Source organism: Mixta sp. BE291 (assembly GCF_031457955.1).
Lineage (GTDB): Bacteria > Pseudomonadota > Gammaproteobacteria > Enterobacterales > Enterobacteriaceae > Mixta.
Map to the genome: position 1 here is coordinate 49,476 of NZ_JAVDXN010000011.1, position 15,236 is coordinate 64,711.

The 15,236-nt window shown below is 53.0% G+C and carries 18 protein-coding genes; 15 read left to right on the forward strand and 3 right to left on the reverse strand.

What is annotated here, in order from left to right:
• Positions 1-188: 188 nt before the first annotated feature.
• On the forward strand, positions 189-761 hold the full coding sequence (locus tag J2X14_RS19040) for a hypothetical protein (RefSeq protein ID WP_352412722.1): 573 nt from the start codon (positions 189-191) through the stop codon (positions 759-761).
• A gap of 208 nt (positions 762-969) precedes the next feature.
• Here the strand turns inward: J2X14_RS19040 and J2X14_RS19045 are convergent, their stop codons facing one another.
• Complete coding sequence (locus tag J2X14_RS19045) at positions 970-1,230, reverse strand: EexN family lipoprotein (RefSeq protein WP_352412723.1); 261 nt, start codon at positions 1,228-1,230, stop codon at positions 970-972.
• A gap of 179 nt (positions 1,231-1,409) precedes the next feature.
• Here J2X14_RS19045 and J2X14_RS19050 point away from each other — a divergent pair, with 179 nt between their 5' ends.
• The 6 genes from J2X14_RS19050 (at position 1,410) to J2X14_RS19075 (ending at position 7,795) form a co-directional block, all read left to right on the forward strand.
• The gene (locus J2X14_RS19050) at positions 1,410-2,054 is read left to right on the forward strand and encodes a hypothetical protein (protein ID WP_352412724.1); all 645 of its coding nucleotides are present in this window, start codon (positions 1,410-1,412) and stop codon (positions 2,052-2,054) included.
• 111 nt (positions 2,055-2,165) lie between these two features.
• The gene (locus tag J2X14_RS19055) at positions 2,166-2,765 is read left to right on the forward strand and encodes a hypothetical protein (protein WP_352412725.1); all 600 of its coding nucleotides are present in this window, start codon (positions 2,166-2,168) and stop codon (positions 2,763-2,765) included.
• A 798-nt stretch (positions 2,766-3,563) separates the two neighbouring features.
• Positions 3,564-4,937: a DUF3560 domain-containing protein gene (locus tag J2X14_RS19060; RefSeq protein WP_352412726.1), complete on the forward strand. Its 1,374-nt coding sequence runs from the start codon at positions 3,564-3,566 to the stop codon at positions 4,935-4,937.
• Between the two features lie 93 nt (positions 4,938-5,030).
• Positions 5,031-5,594, forward strand: a complete 564-nt coding sequence (locus J2X14_RS19065; protein ID WP_352412774.1) for a methyltransferase — start codon at positions 5,031-5,033, stop codon at positions 5,592-5,594.
• Between the two features lie 689 nt (positions 5,595-6,283).
• Positions 6,284-6,874, forward strand: a complete 591-nt coding sequence (locus J2X14_RS19070) for a hypothetical protein (RefSeq protein WP_352412727.1) — start codon at positions 6,284-6,286, stop codon at positions 6,872-6,874.
• Positions 6,875-6,940: 66 nt separating this feature from the next.
• Positions 6,941-7,795, forward strand: coding sequence for an LPD29 domain-containing protein (locus J2X14_RS19075; protein WP_352412728.1), 855 nt, complete (start codon positions 6,941-6,943; stop codon positions 7,793-7,795).
• A 258-nt stretch (positions 7,796-8,053) separates the two neighbouring features.
• Here the strand turns inward: J2X14_RS19075 and J2X14_RS19080 are convergent, their stop codons facing one another.
• Positions 8,054-8,554: a lytic transglycosylase domain-containing protein gene (locus J2X14_RS19080; protein ID WP_352412729.1), complete on the reverse strand. Its 501-nt coding sequence runs from the start codon at positions 8,552-8,554 to the stop codon at positions 8,054-8,056.
• A gap of 413 nt (positions 8,555-8,967) precedes the next feature.
• Between J2X14_RS19080 and J2X14_RS19085 the strand changes: the two genes are divergently transcribed.
• Positions 8,968-9,369 (forward strand): relaxosome protein TraM, encoded by a 402-nt coding sequence (locus J2X14_RS19085; protein WP_352412730.1) that lies wholly within the window; start codon positions 8,968-8,970, stop codon positions 9,367-9,369.
• A gap of 44 nt (positions 9,370-9,413) precedes the next feature.
• Here J2X14_RS19085 and J2X14_RS19090 read toward each other — a convergent pair whose 3' ends face one another.
• Positions 9,414-10,742, reverse strand: coding sequence for a hypothetical protein (locus J2X14_RS19090; RefSeq protein ID WP_352412731.1), 1,329 nt, complete (start codon positions 10,740-10,742; stop codon positions 9,414-9,416).
• 283 nt (positions 10,743-11,025) lie between these two features.
• On the opposite strand from J2X14_RS19090, the gene J2X14_RS19095 reads away from it, so the two are divergent.
• Genes J2X14_RS19095 through traV form a run of 7 tightly spaced genes read left to right on the forward strand, consistent with a single transcriptional unit; the run spans position 11,026 to position 15,232 of the window.
• Complete coding sequence (locus tag J2X14_RS19095; protein WP_352412732.1) at positions 11,026-11,355, forward strand: type IV conjugative transfer system pilin TraA; 330 nt, start codon at positions 11,026-11,028, stop codon at positions 11,353-11,355.
• Between the two features lie 9 nt (positions 11,356-11,364).
• Positions 11,365-11,661 carry a type IV conjugative transfer system protein TraL gene (gene traL, locus J2X14_RS19100; protein ID WP_249894788.1) on the forward strand — a complete coding sequence of 99 codons (297 nt, stop codon included), beginning with the start codon at positions 11,365-11,367 and terminating at the stop codon, positions 11,659-11,661.
• 17 nt (positions 11,662-11,678) lie between these two features.
• On the forward strand, positions 11,679-12,251 hold the full coding sequence (locus J2X14_RS19105) for a TraE/TraK family type IV conjugative transfer system protein (protein WP_352412733.1): 573 nt from the start codon (positions 11,679-11,681) through the stop codon (positions 12,249-12,251).
• Entirely contained in the window at positions 12,244-12,969 is a 726-nt protein-coding gene (locus J2X14_RS19110) for a TraK domain-containing protein (protein ID WP_352412734.1), read from the forward strand. The genes J2X14_RS19105 and J2X14_RS19110 overlap by 8 nt, the downstream gene beginning before the upstream one ends.
• Positions 12,959-14,335: a TrbI/VirB10 family protein gene (locus J2X14_RS19115; protein ID WP_352412735.1), complete on the forward strand. Its 1,377-nt coding sequence runs from the start codon at positions 12,959-12,961 to the stop codon at positions 14,333-14,335. The genes J2X14_RS19110 and J2X14_RS19115 overlap by 11 nt, the downstream gene beginning before the upstream one ends.
• Positions 14,332-14,688 (forward strand): hypothetical protein, encoded by a 357-nt coding sequence (locus J2X14_RS19120; protein ID WP_352412736.1) that lies wholly within the window; start codon positions 14,332-14,334, stop codon positions 14,686-14,688. The genes J2X14_RS19115 and J2X14_RS19120 overlap by 4 nt, the downstream gene beginning before the upstream one ends.
• Complete coding sequence (gene traV, locus J2X14_RS19125) at positions 14,681-15,232, forward strand: type IV conjugative transfer system lipoprotein TraV (RefSeq protein WP_352412737.1); 552 nt, start codon at positions 14,681-14,683, stop codon at positions 15,230-15,232. Before J2X14_RS19120 ends, traV begins: the two co-directional genes overlap by 8 nt.
• The last annotated feature ends 4 nt before the right edge of the window (positions 15,233-15,236 follow it).

A 15,236-nucleotide genomic window follows, 5' to 3' on the forward strand; every position in this document is an offset into this window, starting at 1 on the left:
TCATAACTTCTGCTGAGCTAACCGCTCAGCAGATTGCTGATAATACAGTGAAAATATCCAGTATTCCCCTGAAGAACGGTAAACCTGCGGATGAACACACGCATGAGGATCAATCAGGTAGTTGATTACCCATATTAAAGATTTCCTGCCGATGGTCGATGAACAGTGTTTTGATTCTGAGGGAAATTATGAAAAATAAAGCATTGCTTACCCTGGTATTACTGTCAGGCTTGCTAATGAGTGGATGTTCAAAGCACTCTACCGACATGTTTTTTAAATATGCGACCTTCACGTTCTTCGATACGTACAAAACAGAGGTACTTTACTGGCAATTCAAGGACGGCGCCAGGGTCACGGATAAATGGAATCCCTCCCATTTTCCTATGCAAGTAGCTGATGATAAAAGCTATGTTCGATTCTGGATCGATATGGGAGGGAGCTATGTTGGGCTGCCTACCATTAATACCGATAACATTGAAAAGGATACTATACCCTTCAGGGATTTTCTTGACTGGGCGGCGCAACCGTTTGAAAAAAGAGAAAAAACGAAACGATCCCTTTCAGAAAGCAAACGATATGCTGAACTGGGTTTTCGGGTTGAGAATGAGACTGGTACAAATACCCCTTTGCTGATTGTTACACGGAAAACAGGATATTTCGTTTCTGATTTAGTAATAGCGATGCGGCCCGTTGATATTTATTACGTAATAGCATGGGCTAATAAAGTGAAGGAAGCAAAAGATAAGGGAACAGAACTGTAATAGTAGTTCCTGAGGCCTGTAGCCCGTAAAGCTGATACGGGCGTAACAATGTTATTGCCACCCGTCATTTGTCCGGGCTACAGCCTCAATAAGGGAGCCAGTTTTAATTCTGACCAATTTTAATTTATTTTTCACGGCTGTAAAATCATCCTTTCACCAAATCGATGGAAAGTGGCGTAAAAATCATCTGGCGGCGATCTAATATCTGTTAATCCCCTGAGCCATCAAGAGTCCACGCTTTGGGCTTGTTATGCGTAATGTTGCTGCCAGCACGAACAGAAGCATCAATGGCGTTCCGGCAGTCTTGTGTGCCGCGCGGATCGGATGCTTTCTTACATTCTTCAACTTTTGTATTGCGCTCCTTATCATGCGCCTTGTACCACTCAAGGCTCTGCGCGCCTGTGTCGCAGCCGGTGAGCATTGTTGTAGTGGTCATAAGACCCAGTAAAAGTAGTCCTGTTTTCATCATCTTGCCCTTTTTTAAATGGCTTGCGGCAGCAATTATAACCGGGTAAACCGCTGTGCGGCAGGGTTCAGTAGAATCAGAGTCTGAGAGGCAGGCCAGCTTTGATGAAAGCTAAGCGGGCGAACCTGTAAAACGGTGTAAACTGCATGATAAGAATACTCGCCTCATGAGCAGGGGGAGCAATGCAAAAGGAAATATGGACATTACTGGGAGCTGCGACTGCGGTAGCAGTACCACTGATTTTTAATACAGCCAAAGAGTTTGTCTGGGAAACAAAAAAAAGGAAAAAAGAAGAGCGTTATATTATTATTCAGCTTATTTTTATTCTTGATAAGTATATTTCTGAATGTAATTTTCTTGCGTATAATGATGGTATATACAGTCAAGAATTAAAATTTATGTCAACGGATTATGATAAGCCAGATTTAAAGCTATCTGCGGTGAAAGGCGAGTTTAAATATCTCAGTACTGATATGCTGTATCGGTTGCACAGCATAGAATTTAAACATATTCAAGTCATCAACACACTTGCTAACCTTGATGATGATTATTATCAAGACCCGCCAGAGTTTCCGGGTTACTACGCAGAGAGGCAGGAGCTGTATGCGAAGCTTGGTCTTTACGTGATCGAGTTATCAGAAGATATTTGTCGGACGTTTAAAATCAGGCATACCTCATGGGAAGGGGGAATTAATCCGGCAGAATCCATTAGAAATCGCCTGATAAAGATAAGATCATCGAGATCGAAAATAACGTTACGCCGTATGGAAAGTTACGCAAGCCATGTTGCGGCAAGGGCACGTAAATCAGCAACCGGGCGGGAATGATACGACAGGTGTTCCTCAGAACTGCGTGTTGCCTGATAATAGATGACTTAGAGCTACCGTGAAGAGTTAAGCCCGCTGTTAGATATATCCTGCGTAGATACAAGGAACCTTATGAAACGTATGATTTTAATTGCCGTCATTGGTGTCCACCTGGCCGGGTGCGCACCACACCCGCATATAATCCCTGCTGATGAGTTTGGCGATAGCTATAGCTCCGCCCGCGTTAATATTTATTCTGCTAAAACCCGTGGCGAAGCTTCGGCAAAGGCAGATGCTTATTGCATGAACATCGGGAAATATGCGGATTTTTCAGCCACTAATGATGAATCGGTTAAAACATTGGCTCCGGCACTATATGGCAAGGCGCTGTTTATGGGGGAAAGCTATGAGTCGGGATACGGGGCAACACGAAAAGACTATCGGGTATCGTTCACCTGTAACATAACCGAGGGGCATTACAGTCCCGATCCGGCAATTGTCGCCAGTATTAAGCAATATGATGAAGCCATAAGTGACCGCGCACGCGCCGCAGCTCAAGAACTGGGTGAACAACTTAATGCCCGTATTCGCGAAATGAAGCGCCATCCGACAAAAAACCTGCATTCCAGTACGGTGGATATGGGGGGATATACTCAAACCATCTCCCAGATCGGCGACAAGGTTTGCGTGGGTATCACCGGCAGTAGCTCATCCACAGTAGATTGTTATTAATCCTGCAACAACCCCGCTGTGACGGGCTAATTAAGGATGGAGCAATTGGCTTTACCGAAGCCCAGAAAAAAGACGACCTCCCTGGCGGCGGTTTATCGGGTTCCTAACAACTTTTTTAGTGAATGGGTTGCGGCAGAAATTATAACCGGGTAACTCGCTGTGCGGCATGACACGACTTTATAGGGGGTTGCCCTTCGCCTGTGCTTTCTCCCTTCGGGGCGCTGCCTCACGATCTTCTCTCATTGCTTCCTGCTGCTGTTAATCCTTCTGCTGCGCTGCAGCTGTGTCGTCAGCTCTCTTTCCCTGAAGGTCAAAAACGCCAACATCCTGATGGCCCCCTCCGGCTCCCGGGTGCTGCCGGGTCGTCAGCCCTACTGCGCTAACCGGCAGAGCCGGTAAGCTCCGCCGAACCGCCGGAAGCGGCGTTTCGGGCCTGCCGGCTGGGGTCTGATGGCAACGGCCGGGTCAACCCCCGCAGCCGGCTGGCGCCGGCGCCTCTGCAGGCCACCGCTGCGCGGCCGCCTGTAAGGACCGGAGCGGCGAAAAGCCGCCGTCCGGGGCTGTGCCCTGTTCATCTCCTGCCGTCCTGTTTTGTTCCCCTGAGCCCCTTCGCCGTGCAGAAACCTGGCACCCGGGCGTCTTCACGCAAGGGTCGCACGCTAAACGGCGGCACCCGGTCCCTGCGGGCTGCGGCTTTGCCGTTTCCCCCTGCGTTCAGCCTGATGCCCGGTCGCCTGTTCTGCCCTCACGGCGAGGAACTCAGAGAAACATCACTTAACCCTGAACAGGAGAAACAACATGTCACAGCAGAACGTCAACACCACGGCTTCAGAATCTAAAGAATCATCTTTTTTTAAACGCGAAAACTACCGCGCAACGTATTCACCGGATGATAACAAGCTGCGCCTGTATTCGCTGCACCGGCTGGATGAGGAAACGTATCAGCGCGTGAAAGATGCGGGCTTTAAATACGCGCCGCGCCAGGCACTTTTTGTGGCGCCGATGTGGACGCCCGATCGGGAAGACCTGCTAATCGAACTGGCGGGCGAAATTGAAGATGAAGATCAGACTCTGTTTGACCGTCAGGAGGAGCGCGCGGAACGTTTTGAAGAGTACAGCGAAAAACGTGCCGCCGAGTCAGGGCAGGTACTGGCCGCCGTTGACAGCCTGGCTTCAGCTATTCCTTTCGGTCAGCCAATTCTGGTTGGGCACCACAGCGAGCGCCGTGCCCGTAAGCACGCGCAGAAGATTGAAAACGGTATGCGCCGCGCGGTCAACCTGTTTGAAACGTCAGAATACTGGGAGCGCCGTGCAGAGGCCTCGCTGCGTCACGCGGCCTACAAAGAGCGCCCGGACGTGCGCTGGCGCCGCATCAAAAAGATTGAGGCCGATTTGCGCAAGGCAGACCGCCGCCTGCAGGACTGTCAGAAATTTATCAAACTCTGGTCATCTGAAAACCTTAACCGCGCGATGGCTCTTGTCATAGCGAACATTGATCACCTTCACTGCTGCTTTAGCCTGGAAAAGTTTCCGCGCCCGCCTGAAAAAAGCCAGTACGAAGGCAGCCGCAGCATCTGGTCTGCCCTCGAAGAGGACATTATTACCGCTGAGCAGGCGCGGGATATCTGCATTCCCTGTCATGAACGCACCATCACACGGTTAAGCCGCTGGACAGCGCACTACCGCAACCGCATTGCCTATGAGCGCGCAATGCTGGACGAGCACGGCGGCGTGCTGGCCTCAGATACCGAAATGGTGCCGGGCGGCCAGGTAAAAAGTCGCGGGGAGTGGCTGACCATCATTCGCGTAAACCGCAGCGGCGGAAAAATCAGCTCGCTGGTCACGCCGGAATATTCATTCATGGGTCGGGAAGGAGCCACAACCACCATCACGCCCGATCGCATCACCGAATATAAGGCGCCCAGTGCAGAGGAAGCAAAAGCGGCTAAGGCGGCCGCGAAGCGTCCGCCGATCGTTAACTACCCGGGTGAGGGCTTCGTAAGCATGACAAAGGAGGAATGGAGCAAAAAGCACGCCGATTTTAAACAGGTGAAGGGCATTGCGGCCGGTGACGATCACAAGGCTTACCGGATACGCCGCGTCATGTCCACGGGCTACACCCTGTCGCCGGTGTATATCACCGATATGAAGACAGTAGAGGTGCCGCGCTGACAAACCAGGCTCCCCGGCGCGGTCGGGGAAATCGTGCATATACAAATAGCTATACAAAGCATGCCGGCAAGCGCCGGCATGGGAGAAAAAGAAATGCGAACCGAACTCAGCGCGCGAATTGCGCAGATGCAACAGAAACTCAGCAGTAGGCAGCCCGTCGCTCGGGTACATGCTGACACGCAACTGTTTGTTTCGTCCGATCCGGTGTGTCAGAAGCTTGTCACACTGGCTGATATCCGGCCGGGTAACCGGGTACTGGAGCCCAGTGCGGGAACGGGCGCCATTCTGCGCGCAGTGCTTGCCGCCGTGCCGGCGGTCCGCTGTGAATGTGTGGAAATGAACGCGGCGCTGGCGCAGCATCTTAAAGACACATTTCCGGAGGTGCCCGTAACCTGCGCGGATTTTCTGAGCTGCGCCCCGGAGGCCGTTTATGATCGAATTTTAATGAATCCACCTTTCCGCAACGGTGAGGATCTGAAGCACATCCGGCACGCGCTGAAAATGCTGGCGCCGGGCGGTAACCTGGTGGCGGTCTGCGCAAATGGTCCGCGTCAGCAGCGGGAATTTAAGGATATTGCGACGCATCAGGAGGTGCTGCCACGCGGGACGTTCGCATATACGGACGTTTCAACAATGATTGTCCGCATTGATGCCTGATCGTAAGTCTTACCGGCTTCGCGCGAGCGGGGCCGGATTTGAGACGTCAGCTGAGGCCGCTAACGTCAATGGCGGCTGATAACGGCTGCGGCGGCTGCGCCGCCACGGCGGTTATTCTGCTTTTGCCTGCGCTTTCTCTCTCCGGGGCGCTGTCTCATGGTCTTCTCTCTCTGCTTCCTGCTGCTGTTAATCCCTGTGCTGCGCTGCAGCTGCTTCTCCGGTTTCCTGTCCCTGAAGGTCAAAGACATAAACAGCCTGATGGCCCCCTCCGGCTCCCCGGCGTTGCCGGGTCGTCAGCCCCACTGCGCTAACCGGCTGAGCCGGTAAGCTCCGCCGAACCGCCAGAAGCGGCGTTTCGGGCCTGCCGGCTGGGGTCTGATGGCAAGGGCCAGGTCAACCCCCTGCAGCCAGCTGACGCTGGCGCTTCTGCAGGCCGCCGCTGCGCGGCAACCTGTAAGGACCGGCCGTCGGAGACGTCCGGGAAGTGTTCATGCTGTCCTCACGAACGGTGCCTTCATGTTCCGGATGGTTCCCCGCGGAGGGCTGGTCGTAGCAACGTCATTCGTTCAGCGCAAGGGTGAAATGCACGCCTGCGGCGCCCTTGCACTGCCCGCCTGACGCCGCTTACTTGCCCTCTGCCGCGATGAACTCACCGAAACATGAATTAACCACCTGAGAGGAGAACCAGCATGAACACACAAAACGTCAACACCGCCGCTTCAGAATCTTCCAAAACATGGGTTAACAGCCAGAAAGTCTGCGTTAGCGCGAACGATCTGCGCGACCGCTGGCATAACACAGAAGCAGGGAATGAAAACGCCACGCCTGCAAAGGGAAAGCACTATCCGTCGCGAAACGGCAGTTATGGCGCAGATGTGCTGTTGCTCGATGAAACTGAAGTGGCGGCATTACTGGCGGCAGGAAATCTTGCGCTGCCGCGCATGGCGAGTTCAGCCAGGGGGATGACGGCGCTGTACGATGTGGGCGACATCTCTGCGGAACGTTACATCATTGCCAGCCGGGGACAAATTTATTACCGCACTGCCTCATGGCAGGAAGCCCGCCGGGAGTATATACGGCGCTCCTCCTCAGTAATGGCGGAAGAAGCGAAAAAGTTTTTCGACAGGTTTCATGCAGCGTCTGATGCAGGGCTTGATTATTACCAAGCCAGCGACGTCGCAAGCGGCATCACCTCACTGGAGAGCGCCCTGAATCCTGCGCGAAGCATTCAGGTAACTGCCGGTTCCGCTGATACCGCCTTAAACGATATCCCGTTTTGAACACGTCCTGCGGCCCGGAAGAAAACGGGTCGCGCCTCTCTTTCATCAGCATTAAGGGAAACTGAAATGAAAATGCAGAATGCGCAGCCTCTGGTTGTGGGACAGGTTGTCAGCACGGTTCTTTACAATCGCGGCCGGGGTGTGATTTTCGCGATCCACGGTGAGCAGAAACCGGCGTCAGTGGGGTCACTTTCGGGGTGCGTTTCATACGGAGGGAATGCGACGTTTGATGTTGCTTTCGAGAGCGGCGGAATATCGCGCGCGCTGCCTGAAAGTATTCTTCATGGCCGTCAGTGGAGTATATTTCCGGAAATAAAGAGCGCTAAAGAAACGACGCAAATTGTAAAGCAGGCAGAGGCAGAAGAACGCCGTAAAAAGCAGGAGCGGGAGGAAGCAGCCCGCAAATATGAAGCAGAATGCCAGCGCCTGAAAACGGCACCGGAATACTCCTCGCTTTCGCAGGATAAAAACGGCGCGGTACAGGTCACGTCAAATATACGCAGGGAGCTAAAAACGAAGTTTCCGGGCATTAAATTTTCGGTTCGCAAGCGCAGTTATGACAGCGTAAGCGTTATCTGGACCGACGGACCCACGGAGGAGGAAGTTAAATCCGTTACCGATAAGTATAAGGACAGCTATTTCGACCCCATGCAGGATATGTCTGTTTCGAGTGCGTCTCCCTTTAATCGTATTTTCGGCGGTGTGGGTTACGTTTTTACCGGCAGAAATTATTCCGATGCCATGAAACAAAAAGCGGTGGATATCATTGCTAAAAAATATGGCCGCATCCTGGAGGGCAAGGAAATTACGCTGGAACGATTTAACTCGGGCGAACTGTACCGAGTCGGGCGGGATTGCTTCTGGCACAGTCAGGGCGTTCACGGTGAAATAAACAGAATACTTTCTGAAATGAAATCATAAACAGCAGGGGGCCGGATGGCTCCCTTTTTTTGAGGCCTGTTATCCGTCTCCGGTATTGAACTGGTGACGAATAAATAAAAAACCGGCGCAAAATCTTCCTGCACGGCACGGTAAAACATCAGGGTTGTTACTCATTTTAACCGAAACCGGCATTGAATCGGAATCGGTTAAGTCTGCGCGCAGACTTCATTGACGGATTTAAATCAGCACAGGCATAGAGGAAAAAAGTAATGCGGCCCGCACTAAGGATTTACTCATTCAGTCATTGATTGCCGTTCGTGGGATTTTTCCCGCCTTGATAGACTTGTAATGCCCGTCAATAATCATTGCGTAGTTATACCGGTTCTTGACCGTTACCGGAACGTTTTTCATTCCCGCATTATACATTCCCACTGCCAGCCACGTTGTGCCGTACTGATTGAAGTTACGGCGCAGCAGCATGGCACCGATATAAATGTTCAGGCATGGATCGCTGAGAAGCTTTTCTTTACTGAGATCAGGATATTCTTTCTGTAGTCCGCGCATGGTCACCGAATTAATCTGCATGATGCCGTAATCGCTGCTACCGGGCTTTCCGTCTTTGGTTTTGTTCGTATTTATGGCGGCAGGATTGTAGCGGGATTCCTGCCAGGCGATAGCACGCAGGTAGTCCGGATCAATGGAATACCATTCACCTGCTTTAATAAAACAGTCCGCATTCACGCTGGCTGAGAAAATCCCTGTAGCCAGCAGGGCTGCAGCGTGTATAAATAAACGCATAGCGGCTCCTGATTTGAAAAGTTCGGGGGTGCTTATTAACTTAATAATATCATAATAAGTGGGATTTTACACACCACTCGCAAACTTATTTTTGCCGTTTTAATTCTTTAATATCAGTGATTTAGTCCTAAAACGTAGGAATTTTAGCCCATAACGAATCCTCTTCAAAGAAACTTTGTAGTGCTTTAATAGTTCCTTGTAAGTAACTGCGAAGTACTCATATTAAAAACAATAACTTACTATTGTTTTAACTTAGGAGTGTCTGTACAGGCACTGTTTAAGCCCTTTGTTGTTACTTTGTAGTTACTTGAAAAGTGGGTGAGTTGAGTTTATTTTCTCATGCAGTATGAACAATCGGTCGTCCGGTCATCCGGTTACGATTCGCTCTAATATCAGGTTATGAGGTAAAAATTATGTCAGAGTACAATACACCTAAAAGTAATCGCGTTAATCTCACCGTTCCCTTTTCACTTATAGAAAAGGTTGATGCACACGTTGAAAAGAAGCTTGAAGACGGAGAGTCACGCGAAACGGCGAATCGGTCAGCTTTTATCATGGAGATGTTTAAGCTGGGACTTCGCGTTTATGAAAATAAAATCAGCAAGGACACTTCAGAAAAGACGCTGGATCAGAAGCTGGAATTTATCGCCAAGAACGTTCTGGTCAGCGGTTTTATAACTGACGCCATTTTTGGCATTCAGAAGGAAACCGTCGATCCTGCTAAAGTCATTAAAAATGAAATGATTCTTGAGCCTGAGTGGTTAAAAGCTGTCAATGAGCGCGTGGCGGGGAAACTGCAGGAATATTTTAAATAAATATCAGGTGCCTGATGCTTCTGTATCGCGTCAGGCAAAACTCTTTACTTTTCATTATGCTGGTCTGAATCTTTTCCCTCTTCTTTTAATGCTTCCGTCTCTCTTTTTTGTGCATCCCTGATATAGCGTCGCAACGTGAGTGCATTAATTCCGTACTGCGTATAAATTTGCTTGCGTGTATGCCCGTCACGCAGGACAGCATTCACAGCCTGATCGCGGTCGCGTTTTGATAGCACATTGCGATTATCATACTTGACGCGTTTTTCTTTAATGACAGACGAATCCTTTTTTTCTCTCCACGCTTTTTTTACCCAGTCAAGGTTCACACCGAGAATATCGGCAGTCTGCTGGATAGTTTTACCCTGAACCCGCAGTCGCACCGCAATCTCTTTGAGTTCACCGGGTATTACCCTGTGCTCATCGCGAGTGCCTATGTATCTGATGAGCGTTTCTGCCGAAATACGGTATTCGGCAAGAATATCTTTCCTGAGCATGCCCTGACTTAATTTTTGTTTTATCGTCTCGACATCTTCCTGTGTCAGTTTTTTTTCTCTCTCACGGGGCGTAATTTCTTTTCCATCACGCTCTGCTATTTTTCTTATTGCATGATAAATTCCCGCCCGCGTTACCCCGCAGGCCTTTTCAATTTCTTCCAGCGTCATCTTTGGTTCAGTATGATACATGACTGAAATCAGCTCCCACTGCTTCCAGCGGTAATCCATTGCGGATTTTCCCTTGCGTTTTTTAATCAAGTTATAAACGTAGGCTTCAGAGCAGTGTTGTTCTTCACATATATCCCTGACGCGCCAGCCAAGCATAACGCGCGCCATTACTTTCTCCGCATCGGGGCCATTTTTTCTTTTTCTCTGCGTCGTAGATACATTTTCACCAGCACCCTCCACGGTATTTTTAACCGCCGGCAGTGCAGGATTTTTTTCCGGTCCGGCGTATTCACCTGGATCGGTAAATATCGCCTTTTCCAGGCTGTTCTTTAATTTACGGGCCTGCCAGAGGTTTACGCAGGGACGGGGAAGGGGGGAGAAAAAATGCGCATTTATCATTATCCAGGCATCCGGATCAGCGGTATCTGAATACATGCTCAGTTGCGCGAGCGTTCGCTCCGCAGCTGCCTGCAGTTGCCTTGCGTGAACGCGTTTTTTAATAAATACGAGCAGGGGGATTGTGACGAGCTGGCAGGCATAGTAGCGGTTGCCTCTGACGGTGACTTCAAACCAGCCGGGGTCGCGCCTGTAATGTAAAAGAGCCTCTCTTAGCAGGACTGTTAAGGACGTCTCATGATTTATCCTGAATAATTCAGCCGCAAAGCCCGCCGGATCGGCGACAAGAACAACCAGGTCGGCAGTGTCAGCCATGATTTATCTTTTCCATTCAGTCAGTTATCGAGATAAGCGAAAACTCTCACCATCACGATAAGTGAAATTGATCAGAAAGATCAATAACTTAAATTGAAGTATGCGATCCGGAAGCGTAAAAAAACGTCAACCCGTCAAGAAAACGTAATTTTCTGCTGCGATACCACAGATATGTAAAGGAGGCGTAACCGGCACAACAGTAATTTGACTTAAGGTAATAGCGACAGCGACAAAAGATAGTTTAACCAACTCATCATTATATCTCTAACTGAGGAAAAATCCTATGAAGGGCACTCTCTCTTCGTGTGTAAATTACTGCCGCAAGGCAGGGGCGGTAGCGTGGAAAAAGGTGAACAAGAATGCGTTGTTCTCTGCACTGGCGTTCCTGGCTGTTTCTGCCATGCCCGCCCACGCCGTAGACTACTTCGCCGGGGCCAAAACTGATGTTAACGATACCTTCGGTAGTAATTCAGCTGTCGTTTACATTCTTTATATTCTGGAAATTGCATTTATCGCGTTCACCTATATCAAAACCAAAAACCTGGCGCTGTTCGGTAGCATCGCCGCGCTGCTGGTTTTCGTTAACGTCGCCTTTAACGTGATCCCTTCTTAACGACTGCTTATGGAAAAACGTGACCGGTATACCTATGCGGCTACGTTTTCCGAGCAAAGGCGCTTCGTGGGGCTGCCACCTGATGAGTTCTGCCTGTATGTGCCGCTGGCACTGCTGGCAGTTTTTCTCAACATGTGGATTTTCGGCCCCACGCTCCTGGCTGCCGTGGTCGGAATTCGTCATCTCAAGAAAGGCCGCGGTTCTCAGTATCTTCTCAACCTTGCGTACTGGTGCCTGCCCACCTCAGTGATGCGCTTCTTTATCAGCATCCTGCCAGACAGCTACAAACGGCACTGGGTCGCCTGACCCCCTCCGGAGACAACATGGAATTAAAGCTGCGTTCGGCGGGAAACCGCAATATGGCCGTGGCTATTCTGGTGCTGCTCGTTATCGCCATCCTCGCGCTCGTACTCTGCTGGCGCCTTTACAGTGATAACCGCGCGCTGATGAATCAGCTTCTCAATAACCGTCAGACCATCATCGTTCCTTACGGCGCAGACACGCCGTTCAGCTTTACCGGCGAGCGCGGCGATGCCCGCTACCTGCGCTTGATGGCGCTGGCGTGGCTGAACCTGCGCCTCAATATCTCCGACAAAAATGCAGAGGCCAGCCACGAAATGCTGCTGGCGGGTGCCTGCGACGGCGCGGAGAAATCACTCAAAGGTGTGCTGGCTGATGAAGCCTCACGCGTGAAAGGCAACAGCGGCGGCTCGGTGTTCTATCCCAAAGACGTCAGCGTCTGGCCGGACAGGGGCATCGTGGATGTTACCGGCGATCTGCAACTGAGCTACGGGCTGCATGACGGTAAGCCGGTGAAGAAGCACTACCGCCTGCGCACCGACACCCGCAACAACCGTCTCTGCTGGAGCGCTTTCCTGGAGGTTCCTGATGCGTAAATCCCTGCTAGTCAGCGCCGTGGCGCTGCTGACCGTCTTCGGCGCCCGCGCCGATCAGCTGACCCTTAATCCCGGCGCCCGCGTGAACGCGGCCGTGAGCAATACCAACCCGAACTACCTGCGCGTTAATGACGACCGTATTCTCAGCGTACAGGCGGCGCAGGGGGTGCTGAGCGCCAAATCACCGACGCCGGAAGGCGCGATTGTGTTCTCTACCGTGACTGATAAGCCGTTCACCATGTTCGTGCAGACTGCGTCAGGTTTTGCCTTCTCGGTACAGGCGACGCCGGGCCAACGCGCGGGCTTAAGCCTGACGGTGGATAACCGCGACGTGAAGGGTACGGAAGAGGCGCGAGAGTATGAGCAGAAGCAGGATACCTACAGCGCGCTCATCAGCGGGCTGGTCGGGCGCTTCATCACTAACCGGAAACCGGCAGGCTACGTGTTCAGCAAAAACACCGACGTACCGGTGAGCGGGGCGGTGGAAAGCGCCTTTTCGCTGCGTCCGGTCACCGCGTGGCAGGGCGACCGGGTGCGCATTGTACGCACTGACATTACCAGCCTTTCCTCACAGCGCATTCGCCTGAGCGAGCGCTACTTCTGGAGCCCGGGCGTCATGGCCGTGGCGTTTCATCCGCAGCTCGACGTACTGGAGCCGGGGGCAAAGGTCTCGGTGATCACCGTGTTCCGTACCAAAGGAGGCCCGGATGAACCTTAATACGCTGGTCCGCAGCAAGCAGCGCCGGCTGTTTGGCATCATTCTGGCCGCCGCTGCAGTGATCATCGGCGGGCTCTATCTGGCTAACCGGGGCGCGGCCGGGCACACCGGTGGTAAAGAGGAAAAGCCGGACAGGGCCACCGCCGAGCCGGACCTGACCGGCGGGGGCGTGGTGAATGCCTTTGACGGTTCCGCACAGGGCTCGCTGCTGGTCACCGCACAGAACCGCGAGAAGGAGGCGCGCGAGCAGCTTTCCTCTATGCAAAAAGACTTCAAATCACTGAAAGACCAGATGTCGGATGTGATGAACAACAACAAATCGCTGCAGCAGAACGTGAGCGACCTGATGGAACAGCTGAAAAATCAGCAGAGCCAGCAAAAGCAGGCGCCTGTCGGTCAGCAGGCACAGCAGGGCGCACAGCAGGGCGCGGGCTACACGCCGCCGCGCACGGTGTACTCGTTTGCGCCCGCGCCGGTGCAGACGGGGCAAATCGATAACCAGACGTTCGACTATTCGCAGTTTGAGCCAAAAACCAAAGACACCTCTTTCTGGGTGCCGACCGGTACGTTCTCTGATGCCATCATCATTGAAGGGGCCGACGCCAACGCTTCGGTGCGCGGTGAGAACAACCTAGTGCCGATGCAGTTCAAGCTCAAGGGCAGGGCACACATGCCGGGCAACAACAAAATGGTGCAGCTTGATAACTGTTTCGTGACCGCAGCGGCCTACGGCGACATATCCAGCGAACGCGCCATCGTTCAGACGCAGCGCCTCTCCTGCATCATTGACGGCAAGCATATCGATCAGCCGGTGAAGGGGCATGTCGCCTTCTACGGCAAAAACGGTATCAAGGGCGTGCCGGTGATGCGCAACGGTAAAATCCTTGAGCTGGCCTTCACCGCCGGCGCGTTGGGCGGGCTGGGACAGAGCGTGTCACAGGTCGGTCAGACAGTCACGGGCATCGGGGCGACCAGCACGGTAAGCGGCAGCGACGTGGCGCGCGGGGCAATCGGTGGCGGCGTGGGCAAGGCAGCGGACAAGCTGGCCGACTACTACATCGAGCGCGCCGAGCAGTATCACCCGATTATCCCGATTGGCGCGGCGAACCGCGTGGAGGTGGTATTTATCGAGGGCTTCCGCGCGAAGTTTATTGAGGATGAAGAGGCCGCGAAGCTGGCGAAGGCGCAGCCGCGCGCCGACGGACAACAGCAGGACACGCAGACGCGCGACCAGGGCAACAGCGGCCTGCCGCCGGACCTGGTGGGCAAGCTCGGCGATGCAACGCGTCTGAACATGAATGATTTCGTTACCCCGACAAACGCCGGGCAGGCGAAGGGCATGACTCCGCAGGGCGTGGCGCAATGACGGACAGAAAAATCCGGCTTCGTCACGCAGAACACTGCGGCTGGATGGTATTTACCGAACGGACGATTAACTGCTTCGGGCGAGACGCCGACGCCCGCATTCCGGGGCTGCAGGCGCTGGGGTTTGGCGTCAAGAAGCTTTACTGCAAACCCGGCCTCATTCCGGACGACGGCTACGTCGCGCTATTCGGGGAAACGCTGCGCCGCCTGCTGGAGGTGGCGCCCGGCGATACCTTCGCCCTGAACATGCTGTCCCGACTCGGGACCAGCGGCAAAAACGGCGGTCTCTTTATCGACTTTACCGAACTTGATGCGCTTTCACCTGACAGCGCGGATGGAGAACATCATGACTAAAGCGAATCCTTTTATGGTCAGCGCGCTGGCCATCATGCTGAGCGGCTGCGCGGGCATGAACGAAGACTTTGAGTTTGACAAGCCCGCTAAAGACTCCGGCGTCTGGATGTCGCAGGCCGACGACATGTCCGCCAGTAGCAGCGGAAACGCGCCTGCAGCAACTGTGCCGAACGGCTTCACCGGCGCGGGTATCCGCCTGGATGACTACCGCCTGATTGATACCGGCAACATCCGTCTGGACCCGCAGACCGACGCGCAGGCACGCCACAGCGGCCTGAATGACGGCATGCCGGTGCGCGTGGCGTCATCCGACGCAGTCCGCCCGTTCACGCGTGAAAACGGCGTGCTGCGCACCGCCACGAACCAGAACGCGTACTGCAGCTCAGCGCACTGCTTTCCTGAACCCGCCGCTGCGTTCCGCCGCCCTGACGGCGTGGCGCGCATCTGGATAGCACCCTACGTCTCACCTGACAACAACGTCCACATGGGCGAGGTCATTTACAGCGTATCCAGTCACGGTGACTGGAGCGGCATTCTGATGTGAGGTC

What these genes read in the sequence shown, in the direction of transcription:
- J2X14_RS19080 (WP_352412729.1), bottom strand. Translation starts at nt 8,554, where the DNA reads ATGCGTTTATTTATACACGCTGCAGCCCTGCTGGCTACAGGGATTTTC.
- J2X14_RS19085 (WP_352412730.1), top strand. Translation starts at nt 8,968, where the DNA reads ATGTCAGAGTACAATACACCTAAAAGTAATCGCGTTAATCTCACCGTT.
- J2X14_RS19045 (WP_352412723.1), bottom strand. Translation starts at nt 1,230, where the DNA reads ATGATGAAAACAGGACTACTTTTACTGGGTCTTATGACCACTACAACA.
- J2X14_RS19070 (WP_352412727.1), top strand. Translation starts at nt 6,284, where the DNA reads ATGAACACACAAAACGTCAACACCGCCGCTTCAGAATCTTCCAAAACA.
- J2X14_RS19065 (WP_352412774.1), top strand. Translation starts at nt 5,031, where the DNA reads ATGCGAACCGAACTCAGCGCGCGAATTGCGCAGATGCAACAGAAACTC.
- J2X14_RS19060 (WP_352412726.1), top strand. Translation starts at nt 3,564, where the DNA reads ATGTCACAGCAGAACGTCAACACCACGGCTTCAGAATCTAAAGAATCA.
- J2X14_RS19115 (WP_352412735.1), top strand. Translation starts at nt 12,959, where the DNA reads ATGAACCTTAATACGCTGGTCCGCAGCAAGCAGCGCCGGCTGTTTGGC.
- J2X14_RS19095 (WP_352412732.1), top strand. Translation starts at nt 11,026, where the DNA reads ATGAAGGGCACTCTCTCTTCGTGTGTAAATTACTGCCGCAAGGCAGGG.
- J2X14_RS19050 (WP_352412724.1), top strand. Translation starts at nt 1,410, where the DNA reads ATGCAAAAGGAAATATGGACATTACTGGGAGCTGCGACTGCGGTAGCA.
- J2X14_RS19055 (WP_352412725.1), top strand. Translation starts at nt 2,166, where the DNA reads ATGAAACGTATGATTTTAATTGCCGTCATTGGTGTCCACCTGGCCGGG.
- J2X14_RS19090 (WP_352412731.1), bottom strand. Translation starts at nt 10,742, where the DNA reads ATGGCTGACACTGCCGACCTGGTTGTTCTTGTCGCCGATCCGGCGGGC.
- J2X14_RS19075 (WP_352412728.1), top strand. Translation starts at nt 6,941, where the DNA reads ATGAAAATGCAGAATGCGCAGCCTCTGGTTGTGGGACAGGTTGTCAGC.
- J2X14_RS19105 (WP_352412733.1), top strand. Translation starts at nt 11,679, where the DNA reads ATGGAATTAAAGCTGCGTTCGGCGGGAAACCGCAATATGGCCGTGGCT.
- J2X14_RS19040 (WP_352412722.1), top strand. Translation starts at nt 189, where the DNA reads ATGAAAAATAAAGCATTGCTTACCCTGGTATTACTGTCAGGCTTGCTA.
- J2X14_RS19120 (WP_352412736.1), top strand. Translation starts at nt 14,332, where the DNA reads ATGACGGACAGAAAAATCCGGCTTCGTCACGCAGAACACTGCGGCTGG.
- traV (WP_352412737.1), top strand. Translation starts at nt 14,681, where the DNA reads ATGACTAAAGCGAATCCTTTTATGGTCAGCGCGCTGGCCATCATGCTG.
- traL (WP_249894788.1), top strand. Translation starts at nt 11,365, where the DNA reads ATGGAAAAACGTGACCGGTATACCTATGCGGCTACGTTTTCCGAGCAA.
- J2X14_RS19110 (WP_352412734.1), top strand. Translation starts at nt 12,244, where the DNA reads ATGCGTAAATCCCTGCTAGTCAGCGCCGTGGCGCTGCTGACCGTCTTC.